Genomic DNA, 16,281 nt, shown 5'->3' with positions numbered 1-16,281 from the left:
ACACGAGGGAGCCGCAGCCCTGCTGTATCGGGGCGTGTGGGGGTGGGACGCGGTCAGACGTGCTGACGTGGCACATCACCGCGGCTGCGGCATCCAGACCTCCGACTCGGAGTCGTCGGGGTAGTAGTGGCCGTTGGGAATCGTCTGCAGCTCGATGAGCATGCCCCACGGCGCCTTGACGTAGACGCTGCCGTTGCCCGGCGAATCCTCGTACCGGCTGTTGCCGTGCACCTCCGACAGCGCGATGCCCCCGGCGTCGACGAGGCGCTGTAGCGAGCCGTCGATGTCGTCGCAGTAGAAGCTGATGTGATTGAGTCCGAAGTCGGCGAGTCCCGCCGCGGGGCGTTGCTCGCCACTGATCTCGAAGACCTCGAGGCCCGGGCCCTCGCCGATGACGAACATGCGCTGCTTGTGGATCGCGGCGCCCCGCGGCAGCCCGAGCTGCCGCTCGACCTCGTCGCCGCTGCGTGGCTCGTCGTCGGTGCTCAACCCGTCGTAGGCCACCTTCGCGCCGAGACCGTCGACGAAGAAACGCGTGGCGGCCTCGAGATCGGGCACGGTGACGCCGATGTGCTGGATGCCGCGGGGCAGGGGGTGTGATGTGGGTGCGCTGGTGTCGTGGTCGCTCATGTCGTCGACCGTAGGCCCGAGCCGCGCATCCTGCACGCTTCTGTCCAGCTCGGCGGTCGTGAAATCGAGCGAAATGGGCGGATACGAGCGGCAGAGGGCTCGAAGTCACCCGGGGCCTGACCCCGGTTCTTGGACACGCTGAATCCAGCATCTGCTGGGGAAGCGAGATGATCGAAGAATCATGGCCAGGAAGAACTACTCCGAAGAGTTCCGTCGTCAGGCCGTCGACTTGTACGAGACCACCCCGGGCGCCACGGTCCGCGGCATCGCCGATGACCTCGGCATCGTCCGCGGCACGCTTCGGCACTGGCTCGAGGTCTACGGGACCGGCAAGAAGACCGCCGCTGACGGGACGTTGACCTCCAGCCCGCTGAAGCCCAGAACGACACCGTCTTCGCCCGTGAGAGTCGAGCCGCTTGAGCAGCGGGTCGCCCGGCTCGAAGCTGAGAACGCGGCGTTGCGAGCAGAGACGACCAAGCTCACGACCGAGCGGGAGATCCTGCAGCGGGCGGCCAAGTATTTCGCCGGGGAGACGCGCTGGTGAGTCGCTTCCAGTTCGTCGCCGATAACTCCGCCACCTTCGAGGTGAAGCGACTGTGCAAGCTCGTCGAGATCGAGCGCTCCTCCTACTACGCCTGGCTCAACGCGGCCCCGGCACGAGAGGCCAGAGCCGCTGACGACGCAGCGCTGGCTGAGCGGATCCGGACCGTCCATTCCGCCGACAACACTCAGGGCGCGCCACGGATCACCGCCGAGCTCAACGCTCAACTCGGTGACAGCGCGGCTGCCGGTGAGCGGGTCAACCACAAGCGTGTCGCGAGGGTGATGCGCTTTGAGGGCATCCGCGGCTACATGAAGCGCCGCAAGGTCCGCACCACGATCCCCGAGCCGTCGGGGCAGAAGTACCCCGACCTGCTCAAACGCGACTTCACCGCCGAGCGCCCCAACGAGCGCTACGTCGGCGACATCACCTACCTGCCGATCGCCGACGGGACGAACCTGTACCTGGCGACCGTGATCGACTGCTACTCCCGACGGCTCGTCGGATGGGCGGTCGCCGACCACATGCGCACCGAGCTCGTCGAGGACGCGCTCAAGGCAGCCGCCGCAACCCGCGGCAGCCTCAAGGGCGCGATCTTCCACAGCGACCACGGCTCGGTCTACTGCTCGAAGGCCTACGCCCAGCTCTGCCGCAAGCTCGGCGTCACCCAGTCCATGGGCGCCGTCGGCACCAGCGCGGACAACGCCCTCGCAGAGTCGTTCAACGCCACCATGAAGCGCGAGGTCCTCCAAGACGCCGCCTGCTGGAGTGACGAGCTGACCTGCCGTCGGCAGGTCTTCAGATGGCTCGTCCGCTACAACACCAAGCGACGCCACTCGTGGTGTCGCTACACCTCGCCGGACGCCTTCGAGACCGGCTACACCGCTACGCTGCGACCTGCTGCGTAATCACACCCCGTGTCCAAGATCCGGGGGTAGGGCCCCCATTTCGCTCGAATTCGTCGCGCCGCACCGCACGCTGGAATGAAGGCGCGGACCCCGAAAACCGGTAGTAACCCACCCTCTCCAGAAGGGCAGCGGCCTCCACCGGGCGACCGACATGCAAGCCTCGACTAGTCATGAGATCAACCTGCTCGACCGACGTCAGGCTCGGTTTCATCGGTGCCCCCGGATATGAAAAGGCCCCTCCCATTTGAGCATCGCGGAGAGGCTTGGGAGGGGGTCTATTGCTCCGAATTCTACACCCTGAGCGCGGCGTGGGGGCATCCATGGTTTCTCCTCGCGTAGCAGACAGATCGCTCACGTGGAGGTGGGACATGAGTTTCGTCGGTGCACCGTCGACGTCGACGGTGGCCGTCCCGGGTGCCCGGCCGACGTACCTTCAGCATCAGGTCTTCCCCGGTCAGAGCCGCGGCTCGTCCGCTGTGAGGACGGCGTCGACGGCCTGGACGGCGCAGTGCCGCTCCACGGTTGCGCGGGCCATCGTCGCGGCGGACTCGGCGTCCACGGCATCAACGGTCAGGAGGATGTTCGCTTCGGTGCCGCTCAGTCCGACGGCGGGGCCGAGGCCTACGAGGCCGTCGAGCAGGTCGTCGATCGTGTCGTCACCAGGGCGCTCGCGCAGTGTCACGGTCGCGTTGTATTCCCGGGTGGGTCGCGGTTCGGTCATCGGGTCCTCAGATTCGTCGGTGATTGTCAGGCGGTGATCGCGGTGTCGATGTCGACACGGTGACGCGTGTGGTGCCGGAGCATTCAGATCTACTCGACCAGGACGTTCGCAAGTGGTATCGCCCCGGCACGTTCGGCGCCGGCGCGGGCGACGGGGCGCGCGATGGCGACCCAATGATCGAGCTGCTCAAGCGTCATGGATTCGAGGTCGACGTTCACCAGGTTGTAGAGATCGAGTGCCTCGTCGATCTCGTCGTACCGGCTGGCGAGGTAGGACTTTACGGTGCCGTCGGCGATGCCATGCTCCTGATCGAGTTCGAGTTCGTCTTCTGCTTCCCAGTAGATCTGCTTGAGTGCCCACAGAACGTCAGCGGGGTGGGGCAGGTGCCCATCGAGGTCGGATGCGACCTCGTAAGCCTCCGCCCATTCCAGCTGCTGAACCATTTCGTCGGTCAGTTCTTCGTCCTCGTCAAGGTCGATCTCGAGTGCCATGGCCATCTCCCTTTCGTGTCGTTGTGGTGAGTCTGTCTCCCGGCACCGACAACGCGGTCGGTACCGGGAGACGGGACCCATGCGCGGGGCTTACCGAAGGCGGTCGTTCGTGACGACGAAGGCGATCACCCCGGCGACGACCAGCGTGCCCAGCGCCACCGGGACGGAAGCCAGGTATTCATAGAAGTGATCCGCGGCGATGGAGAGGAGCAAGGCGGTGAGGCCGCCGGTTGCGACGCTGAGGACGCACGAGGCGTCAGGGCGCAAGAATCGCCCCAGCAGGGCGGCCGCCAGCGTCACGACGATGAAGGCCACCACAGCGCCACGGAACAGCGCGGTGCTGTCGGGATGAATGGCACGCAGGTACCCGGTCTCGGCCCAGACGGCAGCGAAAGTTCCAGCGAGCCAGCATGTTGCCGCGCCCCTATCGGAATGCTCCCACGCGATGCCGGCGGCGATCAGCAGGGCCAGGCCCACGGCGAGCGTGATCCCGTACCCGAGCTGACCCCAGAGGGTGATGGGGTCGACGCGGTGAGGCGGGTCGGTGAGGTTCGCGCCGAGCGACGCGATGAGGTCTGCCATGATCGATTTCCTTTCATGCGCACCTACCGGGTGCGTGCGGGAGGGCGGTTTTTGTGCCCTGGTGAAAAGAACGCCTGACGGTGCCCGCTGAATCGGACAGGTGAGGGAAGGCTTTTTTCAGAACGTCGTTTTCACGCAGCGGCGAGGTCGCGCATCGACGTCAGGTGGAATCCCTGGCACATGGCGCACGCGTAGATGCGGCTCTCGCGACGACGGGTGTCGTTGCCGGCCAGTTCGGCGAAGTGGCGGGCCGTCGCGGCGCTGTGCAGGGCGCTGACGGCGGCGGCGTGATCGCGGTAGCGGATCTTTCCGGTGTCGCAGCTGCGGTCGGGATGCTTCTTCGCGAAGTGCCGCGGGGCACGGCGGGTGGTGCGGATGTGGGACGGGGTGCGGCGGCTCATCGTCAGCTCTCCTTCGTTCGGTGCGGGTGGTGCGTCGTGTCCCCACCATCAGTCCCCGACGCGGAGTGGAGGAACCAGCAACGCGATAAGACCACTTATCGCGCAGTCCATATGCAAGCGAGCTCAGCGCCGTAGAGTCAGTGCCGAGGGGCGACCGCAGCCGCCGCATCGGTCAGCTGTCGCCTCCAGCCCCCTGAGAACCGCCCGAGACCATGAGAGGAGCCGCCGATGCCTGACACCCTGACGATGCAGCAGGTGGCCGACCTCGCGGGCGTCCGACGAGCCGTCGTGTCGATGTGGCGATCGCGCTACCCCACGACCGAGGGTGGGTTCCCGGCCCCTGTTGACGTGCGCTCGCTCACTTTCAGCGCCGACGCGGTCGGCGAATGGCTCACTCGTACGGGCCGCGGCAACAACCCGGACGCGGCGGTCGATGCGGCGCTCCATTCGTCCCGTTTCGCGACGATCCGTGAGCATCTCGACGCCGCGTCGAGTCTGCTGCTCCTGCAGGCCCTCACCGGCGAACTCCTCGCCGACCTCGACGCGGAGACGGCGCTCGACGCGATTCTGGACGCGCAGCTGCCGGCGTTGCTCCCGCCGCGCGAGATGCTCGCGGCTCTCGATGACGCAGCCCTCGTCGCCGACGTCGACACCCTCGCTGAAGCCGGCTACGGCGGTGAACGCGTGCTGTGGCGGCTCGTCGCGGCGGAGCACGCACGGGGCGGAGCCTTCGCGGAGCACTCGCTCACGGTCGACGCCGCCGCGATGTTCACGTCGCTGCTGCGTGCGGTGGCGACGGCTGACCATCACGTCGTCCTTCACGGACAGGGCGCGCTGGCCCTGCTGACACAGGTCGCGGCGGACATCCCCGCCGACGGAACGTCATCCCTCGGCCAGGGCACCATGCCGCTCAACGCCGGGCTGAGTGTGCGCGAGAAAGGCGTCGAGGTGGCACCGGGCCGGGCCTCGGCTGCGTCACGCCTGGCTCTACGCGCCTTCGCCGCGCGCGGAATCGAGACGACGGGCACCGACGCAGGCGACAACCTCCACGTCATCGTCGAGAACCGCGCCGACGCGCATGCTGCCATCACGCTGTTCGAGAAGGTTCGCGCCGTCTCCCATGACCTTGCAGATCGCGACGTGGCCCTCGTCCTCGCCCCCGCCGATCTTCTCGTCGGCACCCTCGGCGAGGGATCGAACCTCGACGAAGCCCGCCGTGAGTGCTTCAACATCAGCCAGGCCCAGAGGGCGGTGTCACGTCATCGTCAGGAGCAGCGAGCCGGCCCCGCACCGGATTACACGCTGCCGCTACGCTACGTCGCTACGCTGCCGAAGGGGATGCTGCGCGCGACGGGTCGCCGCCGCCTCGCACTGTGGGCACTGGCCCCGAACACCGACGACACGCGCCCGGCTTTCACGACGTACGGCGACCACGCGAACCACGCGCTAGACCCCGGTGAGTGCGATGCCCTTGCTGCGGATGTCGCCGCCGCCTGCTCGGGTGATCGCGCAACGCACGCATTCTTGCGGGCGCGTCATCGCGCGACGTACAACCTGCTCGACGAGCCGTCGCTCGTCGTTCCGCCCGGCGTGCGCGAGCCGCGTGACGGCGGTGAGGTGCTTGCCCAGGCGTGGGGTCACGAGAGCCGCGCCGGCGCGCCGTTGGCGTCCGAGGTCGACCTCGTCTCCGCGGGGTTGGTTGCCGCCCAGGCGCCCAAGACCTGGGCTGACGTCGTCAGCACGTGGGCGAGTGTGCGTCGGGGCCACCGCGTGCCGGACGAGATCACCGCGGCGACGCGAGGCGCGCTCGTCGACGTCATCGGTGCTGACGAGGTGCGGGGCCTGCGCGCGGTCGGTGCGCGGCGCGTGGATCGTCTCGAGGTCGAGCGTGTCGTGCCGCAGGTGCGCTACACCGAACCTGGGGATGTTGTGTTCGTCGCCGTCGAACGGCCGGCCGCGATCGTCGACGAGCGGGGTGGACGCGTCGTGCAGACGCCGGCACGCATCCTGCGACCTCGAAGTGGCGCGCCCGACGGTTTGCGCTTGATCTCGGCGCAGGCTGCGCTCGACATCAACGCTCAGCGCGGCGTCGACACCGCCGGTTGGCACCTTCATCTCACGCCGGCCGAGCAGGCCGACGCGGCGCAGCGTGTCGCGACGACGGTGGCCGTGCGGCGACGGGCCTTGCGCGACCAGCTCGCAGCGCTCGACGCGTACGAGACGACGGTGCTCACCGGCATCGCAGAAGGCGTCTTGCGCGCCGAGATCTCGTCCACGCGTCCTATGCATGACATGCAAGAAGAAGCAGCGTCGAGGGGCGGCGCCGCATGACCGTCCGTGATTGGCAGTGGCAGGGGCAACTGTCCACCTGCCTTGTAAACAGGTGGTTGTGGAACACCTATGAGGTCGGCGTCTCGACCTACGGAGCAACAGTCCGTCGATGGCCGCAGGCAGAAACGCCGCGAGTAACGGGACTTGAACCCGCGACTCGAGCGGCGCGCTTTCTGCAGCCGGGAGCAATGTCGTGTGATCAGTTTGGAAGACTGATCGTCCGATCCGCGCGACCGCCACTGCAGTGGCTCGTCCAAGCGAGGCCACAACACCGATGTAAAGGGACTCGAAGCCTTGACATCGATGGTGGGCCCCAGGCGTGCCCCCACTCTGCCGAGCAGCGCGTCCCCTCCTGTCGCCGCAGGGGATGGCCACACCAGCAACAGGGACTCGAACCTCGTCGGTGCGTCCCCGATCCCGCCACATCCATCTGCCGTGAAACGACGCGCACACGTCTCGACGCGGCACCGAAGACTCGAAGCTCGTACCTGCAAGGAGAGACCCCGTGACCCCACCCAAGGCCAAGGCTGCCGCGATGGCGCCGTCGTCGAAGAAGGAACTGCACGACACGTTGTGGAAGGCCGCGGACAAGCTGCGCGGCTCGATGAGCGCGAGCCAGTACAAGGATGTCGTGCTCGGCATCGTCTTCCTCAAGTACGTCTCGGATGCGTTCGAGGAGCGCCGCGAGCAGATCCGTGAGGAGCTCGCGGACGAGGCGGAGAACTACGTCGCCGAAACGCTCGAAGACCGGGACGAGTACGTCGGCAACGGGGTGTTCTGGGTGCCGACGAACGCGCGCTGGGAGTTTATCGCCCGTCACGCGAAGGGCATGGAAGCCTCCGCGGGCCAGGAGAGCAAGAGTGTCGGCAAGCTCATCGACGAGGCGATGGCGACGCTGATGAAGCAGAACGAGTCGCTGCAGGGCACGTTGCCGACGATCTTCGGGCGCGACAACATCGACCAGCGACGCCTCGGCGAACTGATCGACCTGTTCAACTCGGTGCGCTTCACCGGTGAGGGCGCGACGAAGGCGCGCGACCTGCTCGGCGAGGTGTACGAGTACTTCCTCGAGAAGTTCGCCAAGGCCGAGGGCAAGCGGGGCGGCGAGTTCTTCACGCCGCCGGTGCTCGTGCGCACGCTCGTCGAGATTCTCGAACCGCACTCGGGGCGCGTGTACGACCCGGCGTGCGGCTCCGGCGGCATGTTCGTGCAGGCCGAGAAGTTCCTCGAACGTCACGACGAGGATCCGAGCGCCATCGTCGTCTACGGGCAGGAGAGCATCGAGGAGACGTGGCGTCTGGCGAAGATGAACCTCGCCATCCACGGCATCGACTCGAAGGGTCTCGGGCCGCGCTGGGGCGACACGTTCGCGCGCGACATCCACCCGGGCATGAAGGCCGACTACGCGATGGCCAACCCGCCCTTCAACCAGAAGGACTGGTCGCGCAACACCGACGACGCGCGCTGGACGTACGGGGTGCCGCCGGCCCGCAACGCCAACTACGCGTGGATGCAGCACATCCTGAGCAAGCTGACGCCGCGCGGTGAAGCGGCCGTCGTCATGGCGAACGGCACGATGGCGTCGAACACCGGCGGTGAGGGCGACATCCGCAAGGCGATGCTCGAGGACGACGTCGTCTCGTGCGTCATCGCGATGCCGGGCAACCTCTTCCGCGGCACGGCCATCCCGGTGTGTGTGTGGTTCTTCGCGAAGGACAAGGCGGCCGGCACGGCAGGCGCCGAGGATCGCCGCAAGCAGGTGCTGTTCATCGACGCCCGCGAGGTCGGCCACATGGTCGACCGGGTGGAGCGCACGTTCTCCGACGACGACATCACGCGCATCGCCAACACGTTCCGCACGTGGCGTGGCCGCGCCTCGGCTGAGGGTGAGTACGGGGACGTGCCCGGCTTCTGCAAAAGCGCGACGCTCGACGAGATCCGCGCCGCCGACTACGCGTTGACGCCCGGACGATACGTGGGCGCCGCTGCGGCAGAAGAGGATTCCGAACCCATCGACGAGAAGATCGCCCGCCTGACGAAGGAACTGACGGCCGCGCTCGACGAGTCGGCATGCCTCGATGCCGTCGTGCGCGAGCAGTTGAGGAGGTTGGCGTGACGACGTTGGGGGAGGTGCCAGAACTGCGCGCCGTGCAAACTGGCCCGTTCGGAACCCAGCTAAAGGCGAACGAATACGCCAGCGATGGCGGGGTGCCGCTGGTCTCGGTCGGAGAGATCCGGGCAGGTGCAGTCCAGATCAACGATTCCACGCCGCGAGTTTCTGCAGCGACGATTGAGCGCTTGCCGAGGTTCACTCTTACGAGCCATGATGTGGTAGTTGCCCGGAAGGGGGGCGTCGAGCGTAGTTCTTGGATCTCGCCGGAATACGGTCCACTATTCCTAGGTAGTGACGGTATAGCACTGCGATTCGAATCGGAGGTGGACGCGCGCTTCTGGGGTTTGTACCTGCAACAACGTTCGTGTAAATCCTGGCTGCTTCAGCACGCGGCGGGGTCAACCATGTTGTCCATGAATGGGGAGATTCTGCGTCGGCTTCCCGTGGTGCTCTTTGACGCCAGTGAACGCAAGCGTTTAGCCGAGGTGCTGGGGGCGTTGGATGACAAGATCGCCGCCAACCGTCGGGTCGCTGAGCTTGCGGTCTCGCTCTCCGAGGGCATCGTGAGCGGAGCCTTCTCCTCTCAGTCCCTGCCCCTGGAGGAGCGGGCGCAAGTGGTCATGGGTTCATCTCCTAAGGGCGAATACCTCAATGAGGACGGGGGCGGCGTTACCTTCTTCCAAGGTGTGCGTGACTTTGGGCTGCTGTCGCCGACACGCAGGGTCTTTGCGACTCAGCCCGTCAGGATGGCCCAGGCGGGGGACGTTCTGTTCGCTGTGCGCGCTCCGGTCGGTGAGGTGAATGTCGCGATTGAGCCCACGTGTATCGGCCGAGGCCTTGCTGCGCTGCGTGCATACGAGAACCCTGTGTCCTTCTTCTACACCGTGCGGGCGAGTTCACATGCCTGGAACGAGTTCCAGGGAACCGGCACAGTCTTCGCGTCCGTCAACGGAAAAGAAGTGCGTCAGACGCGCCTCCCCGTCATCGATCGGGCGGCAGCCCCGGAGGTGGAAGAGCGCGTGAGCGCGATGCATGTGAGGGCTCTGGGCGCGTTGGCGGAGAACGAAGCCCTCGCGAAAACTCGCGATGAGCTGTTGACGCTGCTCATGTCGGGCAAGATCACCGTCAGGGACGCGGAGAAGCGCGTGGAAGGGGTGGTGTGAGTGCCGGTCATGACTGAGGCCGATTGGGAGCAGCTCGTGCTCGATCAGCTCGGCGAGTTGGAGTGGCAGCCGAAGCACGGCAAGGAGCTGGCACCCGGCTCGAAGGAGCGCGAGTCGTGGGCCGACATCGTCCTGCACGGCACGCTGAGTCAGAAGCTGCGCGACCTCAACCCCGGGGTGCCCGAGGAGTACCTGCAGCAGGCGAAGGCGGAGGTACTCGCGCCGCAGTCGCAGGACGCGCTGGCGGAGAACAAGCGCCTGCACGACATCCTCATCCGCGGCTACGCGGGCATCACGTACGTCGACGACGAGGGCCGCGAGCAGAGCCCGACGATCCACTTCATGGCTCACGGCGACGTCTCGAAGAACGCCTACCTCGCGGTGCAGCAGGTGACCATCCGCAGCCGTGAGCGCGAGCGTCGCTTCGACGTCGTCCTCTACGTCAACGGCCTGCCGCTCGTCATCGTCGAACTCAAGCAGGCCGCCGCGAAGAACGCGACGGTGGAGGGCGCCTACAACCAGTTGCAGACGTACCTGCGCGAGTTTCCGATGGCGTTCCGGTTCTGCGCGTTCGTTGTCGCGAGCGACGGCATCAGCGCGAAGTACGGTACGCCGTGGACGCCGTACAACCACTTCGCGCCGTGGAGCGTCGACGAAGAGGGCCACCTCATGGAGTTCGGCGAGACCGACCTCGACGGCGAGGCGACGACCGAACTCGACCTCACACTGACGGGCCTGTTCAACATCGACCGGTTCGGGCAGATCATGCGCGACTTCATCGCGTTCGATCAATCCGAAGAAGGCCTCGGCAAGCGCATCGCCAAACCCCACCAGTACTTCGCCGTGACGAAAGCCGTCGCGTCCACCATCAACGCCGTCGACAGTGACGGCCGCGCCGGCGTCGTCTGGCACACGCAGGGCTCCGGCAAGTCGATGGAGATGGAGCTCTACACGGCCAAGGTGATGCGCCACCAGCGCCTCGCGAACCCGACGGTCGTCGTCATCACCGACCGTCAAGAACTCGACACCCAGCTCTTCGACGGGTTCCGGGTGAGCGCCCTGCTGCCGGAGGAACCAAAGCAGGTGGCCTCGCGCGACGAGCTGCGGCGCCTGCTCAGCGAACAGCTGACGGGCGGCATCTACTTCACGACGCTGCAGAAGTTCGGCCTCACCCAGAGCGAACGCGAAGCGGGCGCCGACCATCCGCTGCTGTCGGATCGGCGCAACATCATCGTCATGGCCGACGAGGCGCACCGCAGCCACTACGACACCCTCGACGGGTACGCACGTCACCTCAAGATGGCGTTGCCGAACGCGACGCTCATCGCGTTCACCGGTACCCCCATCGCCGAAGGTGAGCGCGACACGCGGCGCGTGTTCGGCGACGACATCGACGTCTACGACCTGCTGCGAGCCGTCAAGGACGGCGCGACCGTGCCGGTCGCGTTCGAGCAGCGCCTCATCCAGGTACAACGCGTCGACGGCTTCGGCGACGAAGACATCGACGAACGCGCCGAGGAGGTCTCCGCCGGGCTCGACGACGCCGACAAGGCGCGACTGCAGCAGAGCATCGCCAAGCTCGACACGATCTACGGCTCCGACGAACGTCTCGAGAAGTTGGCCGCGGACGTCGTGAGCCACTGGGAGAGGCGGCGCGAACTCATGGCGCCGTTCATCGGCGGGCCCGGCAAGTCGATGATCGTCTGCGCGACGCGACGCACCGCGGCGCGTCTCTACGCGAAGATCGTCGCGCTGCGCCCGGAATGGCACGACGACGCCGACGACAAGGGCGTCATCAAGGTCGTCTACAACGCCACGCCGAGCGACGACGCCGAGGTGACGAAACACCTGCGACGCCCCAGCGCGACGGCCGCCGTGAAGAAGCGGATGAAGAACGCGGACGACCCGCTCGAGATCGTCATCGTCAAGGACATGATGCTCACCGGCTTCGACGCGCCGGCGCTGCACACGATCTACATCGACCGTCTGCTCAAGGGCGCACTGCTCATGCAGACCCTCGCCCGGGTCAACCGCACCTACCGGGGCAAGGCCGACGGCCTGCTCGTCGCGTACGCGCCGCTCGCGGAGAACCTGACGAAGGCGCTCGGCGAGTTCACCCGCGAGGCCGGGACGCCCGGCGAGAAAGCCGTCGGGCAGACGGCCGGTGAAGCCGCAGAGATCGTGTTCGACCTCGTCGACTCGCTGGAGGAGACCGTCACCGCTGCCGGCGTCGACTGGCGTGCCCTGGCGAACGAGGACACGCCGCGCGCGTGGCGCAACGCGGCGCTCGCCGTCACGAATGCGTTGCGTTCGCCGTTGACGCCGGGCAACCGCGACGAGGGCGACCCCGACGTGCGGCCCCTGGGTGAGCAGTTCCGGGTGACCGCCGCGAAGCTCGCGCGAGCGTGGGCGCTCGCAGCCGGTGAGACGACGGTCGAGCGGGTGCGCCCGCAGGTGCGTTTCTTCGGTGAGGTGCGCGAGTGGATGGCGAAGCGCGACGCCGCCGATCGTGTCGCGCGCGGTGAACCGATCCCGGAGGACATCCGACTGCAGCTCGGGGCCCTCGTCGTCGAGTCGACCGAGGCGACGGGTGTCGTCGACATCTACCGTGCCGCCGGGCTCGAACCGCCGACGCTGTCGGACCTGTCGCCGACCTGGATCGAAGAGGCCGCACAGCCCGACCGTGCACAGGCCGCGATCGACGCGCTCAAGGCGCAGTTGCTCACCGACGCGCGCACCGCGACCGCCGGCAACGAGGTGCGTTCCAAGCTGTTCTCCGAACGCGTCAACGAACTGATGTTCAAGTACACCAACCAGCAGCTGACGTCGGCCGAGGTGATCGCCGAGCTCGTCGAGCTCGCCAAGGAGGCCGCAGCCGAGGGGCGGCGTGGTGAGCGGTTCTCACCACCGCTGGAACATGACGAGTTGGCGTTCTACGACGTCGTGGCCGAGAACGAAGCCGCCGTCGACGTCATGGGCGACGACGTGCTCGCTCAGATCGCGCGTGATCTGGTGGCCGCCATGCGACGCGACACGCGCATCGACTGGACGGTGCGTGAAGACGTGCGCGCCAAGCTACGCACCACCATCCGACGACTGCTGCGCAAGTACGGCTACCCGCCGGATCAGCAACCCGAAGCCATCGTGAGAGTCATGCAGCAGATGGAAACCCTGGCCCCGAAGTATGCGGAGGACGCGCGATGAGTGACCCAGTGCAGACGAGGCACGAGGTCCGCCGGGCTCTCGACGCTCTCGAAGAAAGACTCGAGCCGCTGATCGACGCGCGTCTTCGTGAGTTCCTCCACGGTCTGGAATGGACGGAGATTCTCCGAGCCCTCGACGAATCCCGGGGGCGTCCACGCGGCCAGTACTCGCGAAACGACCTCGCCGCGCAGTTGCGCATGCTCACCGAGAGACTGGGTGAACTCGGCTACCCATTTGACGATGACCCGCGACATCCCCGACGCGTCTCGTCCCTCGGCACCCAGCTGCGCCAGCTCCGGAACACGGAAAGACACAACGACGTTCTCGAACCCCACGACGCATGGCGCGCCGGTGACCATGCTGCGCAACTCCTCGATGCGCTGGGAGACGTTGAGGGGGCGCGCCGTCTCGCTGCGATTCGTGACGACGTTGGACGCGCACTGTACGGGGGTGGGCAGCCCATGCCAGCGCGGCGCGAGCTTATGCCCGCGGAGGACATCGACGGGGCCGTCACGCCGGAGGTCCCCATCCCCGCCATCCCCGCAGTGCTGGACGGTGCCCCACTCGGCGACGAACGGCTGGCATACGAACCGTGGCACCCCGTCATCCTCGGGGAGCGTTCGGACATCGAGAACTTGAAACGGGACGCTTGCCGTCAACGTGTGCAAGGCGCGCTGAAGATCATCGTAGAGACAGAAGGGCCGGTGTCGACGGAACGGCTGGCGCGGCTTACTGCCGCAGCCTTCGAGCGTCGCATCTCACCTGCCCTGCGGCGGAGCCTGATGCGCCAGATCAAGCAGCTCCCGGGCGACATCGACAGTGATGGCTTCATCTGGCCGGTGGACATCAAGCTCGCGGAGTGGACGCAATTCCGGCCCGGGCCCCGGGCAAAGCCGGAGGATCTGTGTCCACGCGAAGTAGCGAACGCGCTGCGCTACTGGACCGACCAGCTCGGCGCTCCGGCGTCAGCGCCCGAAGTCCAGGCCGCCACGCTCGCCACGTTCGGCCGCCAGCGGCGTACCGCTTCGGTTCGTGAGGTGCTGAACCGCGCTGAGGCCCTACTCGAGTGAGCGTTGAGCGTTGTCGGTGGCGGGTGGCACTCTCGGGATCATGATGAGTGAAGGTGCCGGATGAGGCTGGCGTGGCCGCCCGGAGTCCGGTCGACGCGTGACGGCGCCGCGATGTGGGTGACGCCGGATGTTGCGCGAGCAGACCCTGGCCTGCGCGAGATGCTGGCGTCCCTGCCGCCGGCGGTTCGCGCCGACCTGCGCGCTCAGATCAAGCGCAAGCGCGACCGGGCGTTGGAAGGCACATTGCAGTTCTGTCCCTGCGGCCCGTCGCAGAGGGGATGCGCGCACGACGTCAAACAATCCGTGCGGCGGCCACTCGTGCTCGAGATGCGGTGGAAGAACGTCATCGACGAGGACGGTGCTCACCTGGCAGCCCGGCTGTATTTCACCGAGCCCGAGCACCTCGATGAGCTCACCTTTTTGACGTTCCGGGCCAAGTACCCCGACACAGCAGGGTGGCGCGCAGCCCAGAACGGGCACATGGACGAGGCTGAGGCGGTGCGCCTCGCGCATTTCAGTTCATGAGTCATACTGGGGCATATGACTCTGAGTGCATACGTGGGGGTGTGTGATGGATTTTCTCGATGACATCTTCGGGCCAGAGACGGACGAGGATCGTCTCGCCGAGCGCAACCTCGTGCACGAGGAGGAGTGGCTGAGCCGCCTCGTCGAGCTGCGCAAGGCGAAGAACCTGTCCCAAGGTGACGTGGGCGAACGCATGGGGATCTCGCAGAGCGGTGTCGCGCGCATCGAAGCAGGAAACCGCGATCTCCACCTGTCATCGCTGCGTCGCTATGCCATCGCCGTGGGCGCAGAGGTGCGACACGTCGTCAACCCTGCCCGCCCGACGTTGACCGTCGACATCGAGCCCGAAGATGTCGCTCCGGTGGTGGGAGTGCCTCGTGCGCGACGCGATGCCCGCACCATGATCTTCGCCGTGGGTGCCTGACCGTGCTGATCGCCGGGGTCGACGTGGAGCTGCGAGCGGTGACGGTGTTGAGCACCAGCGCGGCTGTGAAGGCTGACGACGAGCTACCCGAGTGGGCTCCTCTCGCGGGCAAGATGAGTGCGAGTTTCGACGCGGCCCACTTCGAGAAGGCGGCCCGGGTTCGTATCGACATCACCGCCACCGGGGACGACGGCATGTGCGCCGTTCGCGCTGAGCTTCTGTGTGAGTTCGCAGTGCCGAATGATGAGAGTTTCGCTCGGGATTGGCCCGAATCCGACGCTCACGGAGCCCTGGATGCCGTGTGGCCCCACGCTCGCGGAGCCCTGCAGGCGGCAGCATTCAGCATCGACCAGCGCCTGCCTCTTCGGCGACTGCCTCCCGAACCGCACAGCCACTGACACCGAGGCCGGGATGCCAGCTCCATCCCCGGCCGGTTCGCTCAGATCCGCCGCGGCGCACCCGTGGGGCCGCGCACTCAACCCCACGCCCGTTGCGATGTGTGGCAAGGTTGAACGAACGCTGAACACCACCCCGCCCCGCGAGGTCCGACCGCACGAGGTAGCCACGACATGTCGAGCGACGCCCGCGTCCGCACCGTCCGCCTGGACTGGACGCTCGAATCCGTGCCCAGCATCCGCCGCACCATCGTCGACGACCTCTCCGACGGCGAGATCAGCGACGAAGTCATCGGCGAATGCGAGATCGTCGTCAGCGAACTCGTCACCAACGCCATCCGCCACGCCAAGCCCCTGCCCGACGGCAGCATCCGTGTGCACTGGAAGGTGCGCGCCCCGCGCGTCGAGATCGAAGTGACCGACGGCGGCGGCGACGACATCCCCATGCCCAAACCCAAGAGTGAATGGGTCAACTCTGGCCGCGGCCTGCGCATCGTCCGCTCCCTCGCCCACGAATGGGGCGTCAGCGACGAACGCAACGGCCGCACGGTGTGGGCCAGTTTGGGCGGCCCGTCGCGCAGGCGCGCCTGACCTCGCAAGCTCGGGCAGGCCGCCTCCGCGGCCGCCCGCCCAAACATTTCTCTGCGCGTCTTGCGGCGCATCGGCCTCGCACGCTCGGCAGATGCACTCGCTGCGACACGCGTGCGGCCCGTCGCGCAGGCGCGCCTGACCTCGCAAGCTCGGGCAGGCCGCCTCCGCGGCCGCCCGCCCAAACATTTCTC

15 protein-coding genes are annotated in these 16,281 nt (G+C 67.0%); 10 read left to right on the top strand and 5 right to left on the bottom strand.

All coding sequences use genetic code 11. From position 1 onward, the window contains the following. Positions 1–75: 75 nt before the first annotated feature. Complete coding sequence (locus AC1RS9_RS10025) at positions 76–630, bottom strand: VOC family protein (protein WP_239304301.1); 555 nt, start codon at positions 628–630, stop codon at positions 76–78. Positions 631–811: 181 nt separating this feature from the next. On the opposite strand from AC1RS9_RS10025, the gene AC1RS9_RS10020 reads away from it, so the two are divergent. Next, a protein-coding gene (locus tag AC1RS9_RS10020; protein WP_492921315.1) for an IS3 family transposase occupies positions 812–2,079 on the top strand; the annotation gives its coding sequence in 2 pieces (ribosomal slippage) (positions 812–1,154 and positions 1,154–2,079; 1,269 coding nt in all). 454 nt (positions 2,080–2,533) lie between these two features. Here AC1RS9_RS10020 and AC1RS9_RS10015 read toward each other — a convergent pair. The 4 genes from AC1RS9_RS10015 to AC1RS9_RS10000 all read right to left on the bottom strand — a co-directional run bounded on the left by AC1RS9_RS10015 (position 2,534) and on the right by AC1RS9_RS10000 (position 4,274). Beyond that, entirely contained in the window at positions 2,534–2,761 is a 228-nt protein-coding gene (locus tag AC1RS9_RS10015; RefSeq protein ID WP_492921313.1) for a hypothetical protein, read from the bottom strand. Between the two features lie 128 nt (positions 2,762–2,889). Then, entirely contained in the window at positions 2,890–3,291 is a 402-nt protein-coding gene (locus tag AC1RS9_RS10010) for a hypothetical protein (protein ID WP_492921311.1), read from the bottom strand. A gap of 90 nt (positions 3,292–3,381) precedes the next feature. After that, the gene (locus tag AC1RS9_RS10005) at positions 3,382–3,873 is read right to left on the bottom strand and encodes a hypothetical protein (RefSeq protein WP_492921309.1); all 492 of its coding nucleotides are present in this window, start codon (positions 3,871–3,873) and stop codon (positions 3,382–3,384) included. A 131-nt stretch (positions 3,874–4,004) separates the two neighbouring features. Next, positions 4,005–4,274: a hypothetical protein gene (locus tag AC1RS9_RS10000; protein WP_449758984.1), complete on the bottom strand. Its 270-nt coding sequence runs from the start codon at positions 4,272–4,274 to the stop codon at positions 4,005–4,007. Between the two features lie 228 nt (positions 4,275–4,502). Between AC1RS9_RS10000 and AC1RS9_RS09995 the strand changes: the two genes are divergently transcribed. The 9 genes from AC1RS9_RS09995 (at position 4,503) to AC1RS9_RS09955 (ending at position 16,090) form a co-directional block, all read left to right on the top strand. Continuing rightward, positions 4,503–6,605: a hypothetical protein gene (locus AC1RS9_RS09995; protein WP_472607490.1), complete on the top strand. Its 2,103-nt coding sequence runs from the start codon at positions 4,503–4,505 to the stop codon at positions 6,603–6,605. A gap of 535 nt (positions 6,606–7,140) precedes the next feature. Continuing rightward, a complete protein-coding gene (locus AC1RS9_RS09990) occupies positions 7,141–8,721 on the top strand; it encodes a class I SAM-dependent DNA methyltransferase (protein ID WP_074039776.1) in 1,581 nt (526 codons plus the stop codon). Next, complete coding sequence (locus tag AC1RS9_RS09985) at positions 8,718–9,881, top strand: restriction endonuclease subunit S (RefSeq protein WP_160126168.1); 1,164 nt, start codon at positions 8,718–8,720, stop codon at positions 9,879–9,881. The genes AC1RS9_RS09990 and AC1RS9_RS09985 overlap by 4 nt, the downstream gene beginning before the upstream one ends. A 9-nt stretch (positions 9,882–9,890) precedes the next feature. After that, positions 9,891–13,085 (top strand): type I restriction endonuclease subunit R, encoded by a 3,195-nt coding sequence (locus tag AC1RS9_RS09980; RefSeq protein WP_131940344.1) that lies wholly within the window; start codon positions 9,891–9,893, stop codon positions 13,083–13,085. Next, positions 13,082–14,155 carry a Swt1 family HEPN domain-containing protein gene (locus AC1RS9_RS09975; protein ID WP_131940346.1) on the top strand — a complete coding sequence of 358 codons (1,074 nt, stop codon included), beginning with the start codon at positions 13,082–13,084 and terminating at the stop codon, positions 14,153–14,155. The genes AC1RS9_RS09980 and AC1RS9_RS09975 overlap by 4 nt, the downstream gene beginning before the upstream one ends. A gap of 111 nt (positions 14,156–14,266) precedes the next feature. After that, the gene (locus AC1RS9_RS09970; RefSeq protein ID WP_131940348.1) at positions 14,267–14,680 is read left to right on the top strand and encodes a hypothetical protein; all 414 of its coding nucleotides are present in this window, start codon (positions 14,267–14,269) and stop codon (positions 14,678–14,680) included. A gap of 46 nt (positions 14,681–14,726) precedes the next feature. Continuing rightward, entirely contained in the window at positions 14,727–15,104 is a 378-nt protein-coding gene (locus AC1RS9_RS09965) for a helix-turn-helix domain-containing protein (RefSeq protein WP_074045901.1), read from the top strand. A 2-nt stretch (positions 15,105–15,106) separates the two neighbouring features. Further along, on the top strand, positions 15,107–15,502 hold the full coding sequence (locus AC1RS9_RS09960) for a hypothetical protein (protein WP_074039600.1): 396 nt from the start codon (positions 15,107–15,109) through the stop codon (positions 15,500–15,502). Positions 15,503–15,673: 171 nt separating this feature from the next. After that, positions 15,674–16,090, top strand: coding sequence for an ATP-binding protein (locus AC1RS9_RS09955; RefSeq protein WP_006947063.1), 417 nt, complete (start codon positions 15,674–15,676; stop codon positions 16,088–16,090). Positions 16,091–16,281 lie beyond the last annotated feature (191 nt).

The sequence above is a fragment of the Dermacoccus sp. MPR-E5 genome (genome assembly GCF_058809565.1).
Note: the sequence above shows the minus strand (reverse complement) of the source record. Positions and strands in the feature narration are given on the sequence as shown.

What these genes read in the sequence shown, in the direction of transcription:
- AC1RS9_RS10025 (WP_239304301.1), bottom strand. Translation starts at nt 630, where the DNA reads ATGAGCGACCACGACACCAGCGCACCCACATCACACCCCCTGCCCCGC.
- AC1RS9_RS10010 (WP_492921311.1), bottom strand. Translation starts at nt 3,291, where the DNA reads ATGGCACTCGAGATCGACCTTGACGAGGACGAAGAACTGACCGACGAA.
- AC1RS9_RS10005 (WP_492921309.1), bottom strand. Translation starts at nt 3,873, where the DNA reads ATGGCAGACCTCATCGCGTCGCTCGGCGCGAACCTCACCGACCCGCCT.
- AC1RS9_RS10000 (WP_449758984.1), bottom strand. Translation starts at nt 4,274, where the DNA reads ATGAGCCGCCGCACCCCGTCCCACATCCGCACCACCCGCCGTGCCCCG.
- AC1RS9_RS09995 (WP_472607490.1), top strand. Translation starts at nt 4,503, where the DNA reads ATGCCTGACACCCTGACGATGCAGCAGGTGGCCGACCTCGCGGGCGTC.
- AC1RS9_RS09990 (WP_074039776.1), top strand. Translation starts at nt 7,141, where the DNA reads ATGGCGCCGTCGTCGAAGAAGGAACTGCACGACACGTTGTGGAAGGCC.
- AC1RS9_RS09980 (WP_131940344.1), top strand. Translation starts at nt 9,891, where the DNA reads ATGACTGAGGCCGATTGGGAGCAGCTCGTGCTCGATCAGCTCGGCGAG.
- AC1RS9_RS09975 (WP_131940346.1), top strand. Translation starts at nt 13,082, where the DNA reads ATGAGTGACCCAGTGCAGACGAGGCACGAGGTCCGCCGGGCTCTCGAC.
- AC1RS9_RS09970 (WP_131940348.1), top strand. Translation starts at nt 14,267, where the DNA reads ATGTGGGTGACGCCGGATGTTGCGCGAGCAGACCCTGGCCTGCGCGAG.
- AC1RS9_RS09965 (WP_074045901.1), top strand. Translation starts at nt 14,727, where the DNA reads ATGGATTTTCTCGATGACATCTTCGGGCCAGAGACGGACGAGGATCGT.
- AC1RS9_RS09955 (WP_006947063.1), top strand. Translation starts at nt 15,674, where the DNA reads ATGTCGAGCGACGCCCGCGTCCGCACCGTCCGCCTGGACTGGACGCTC.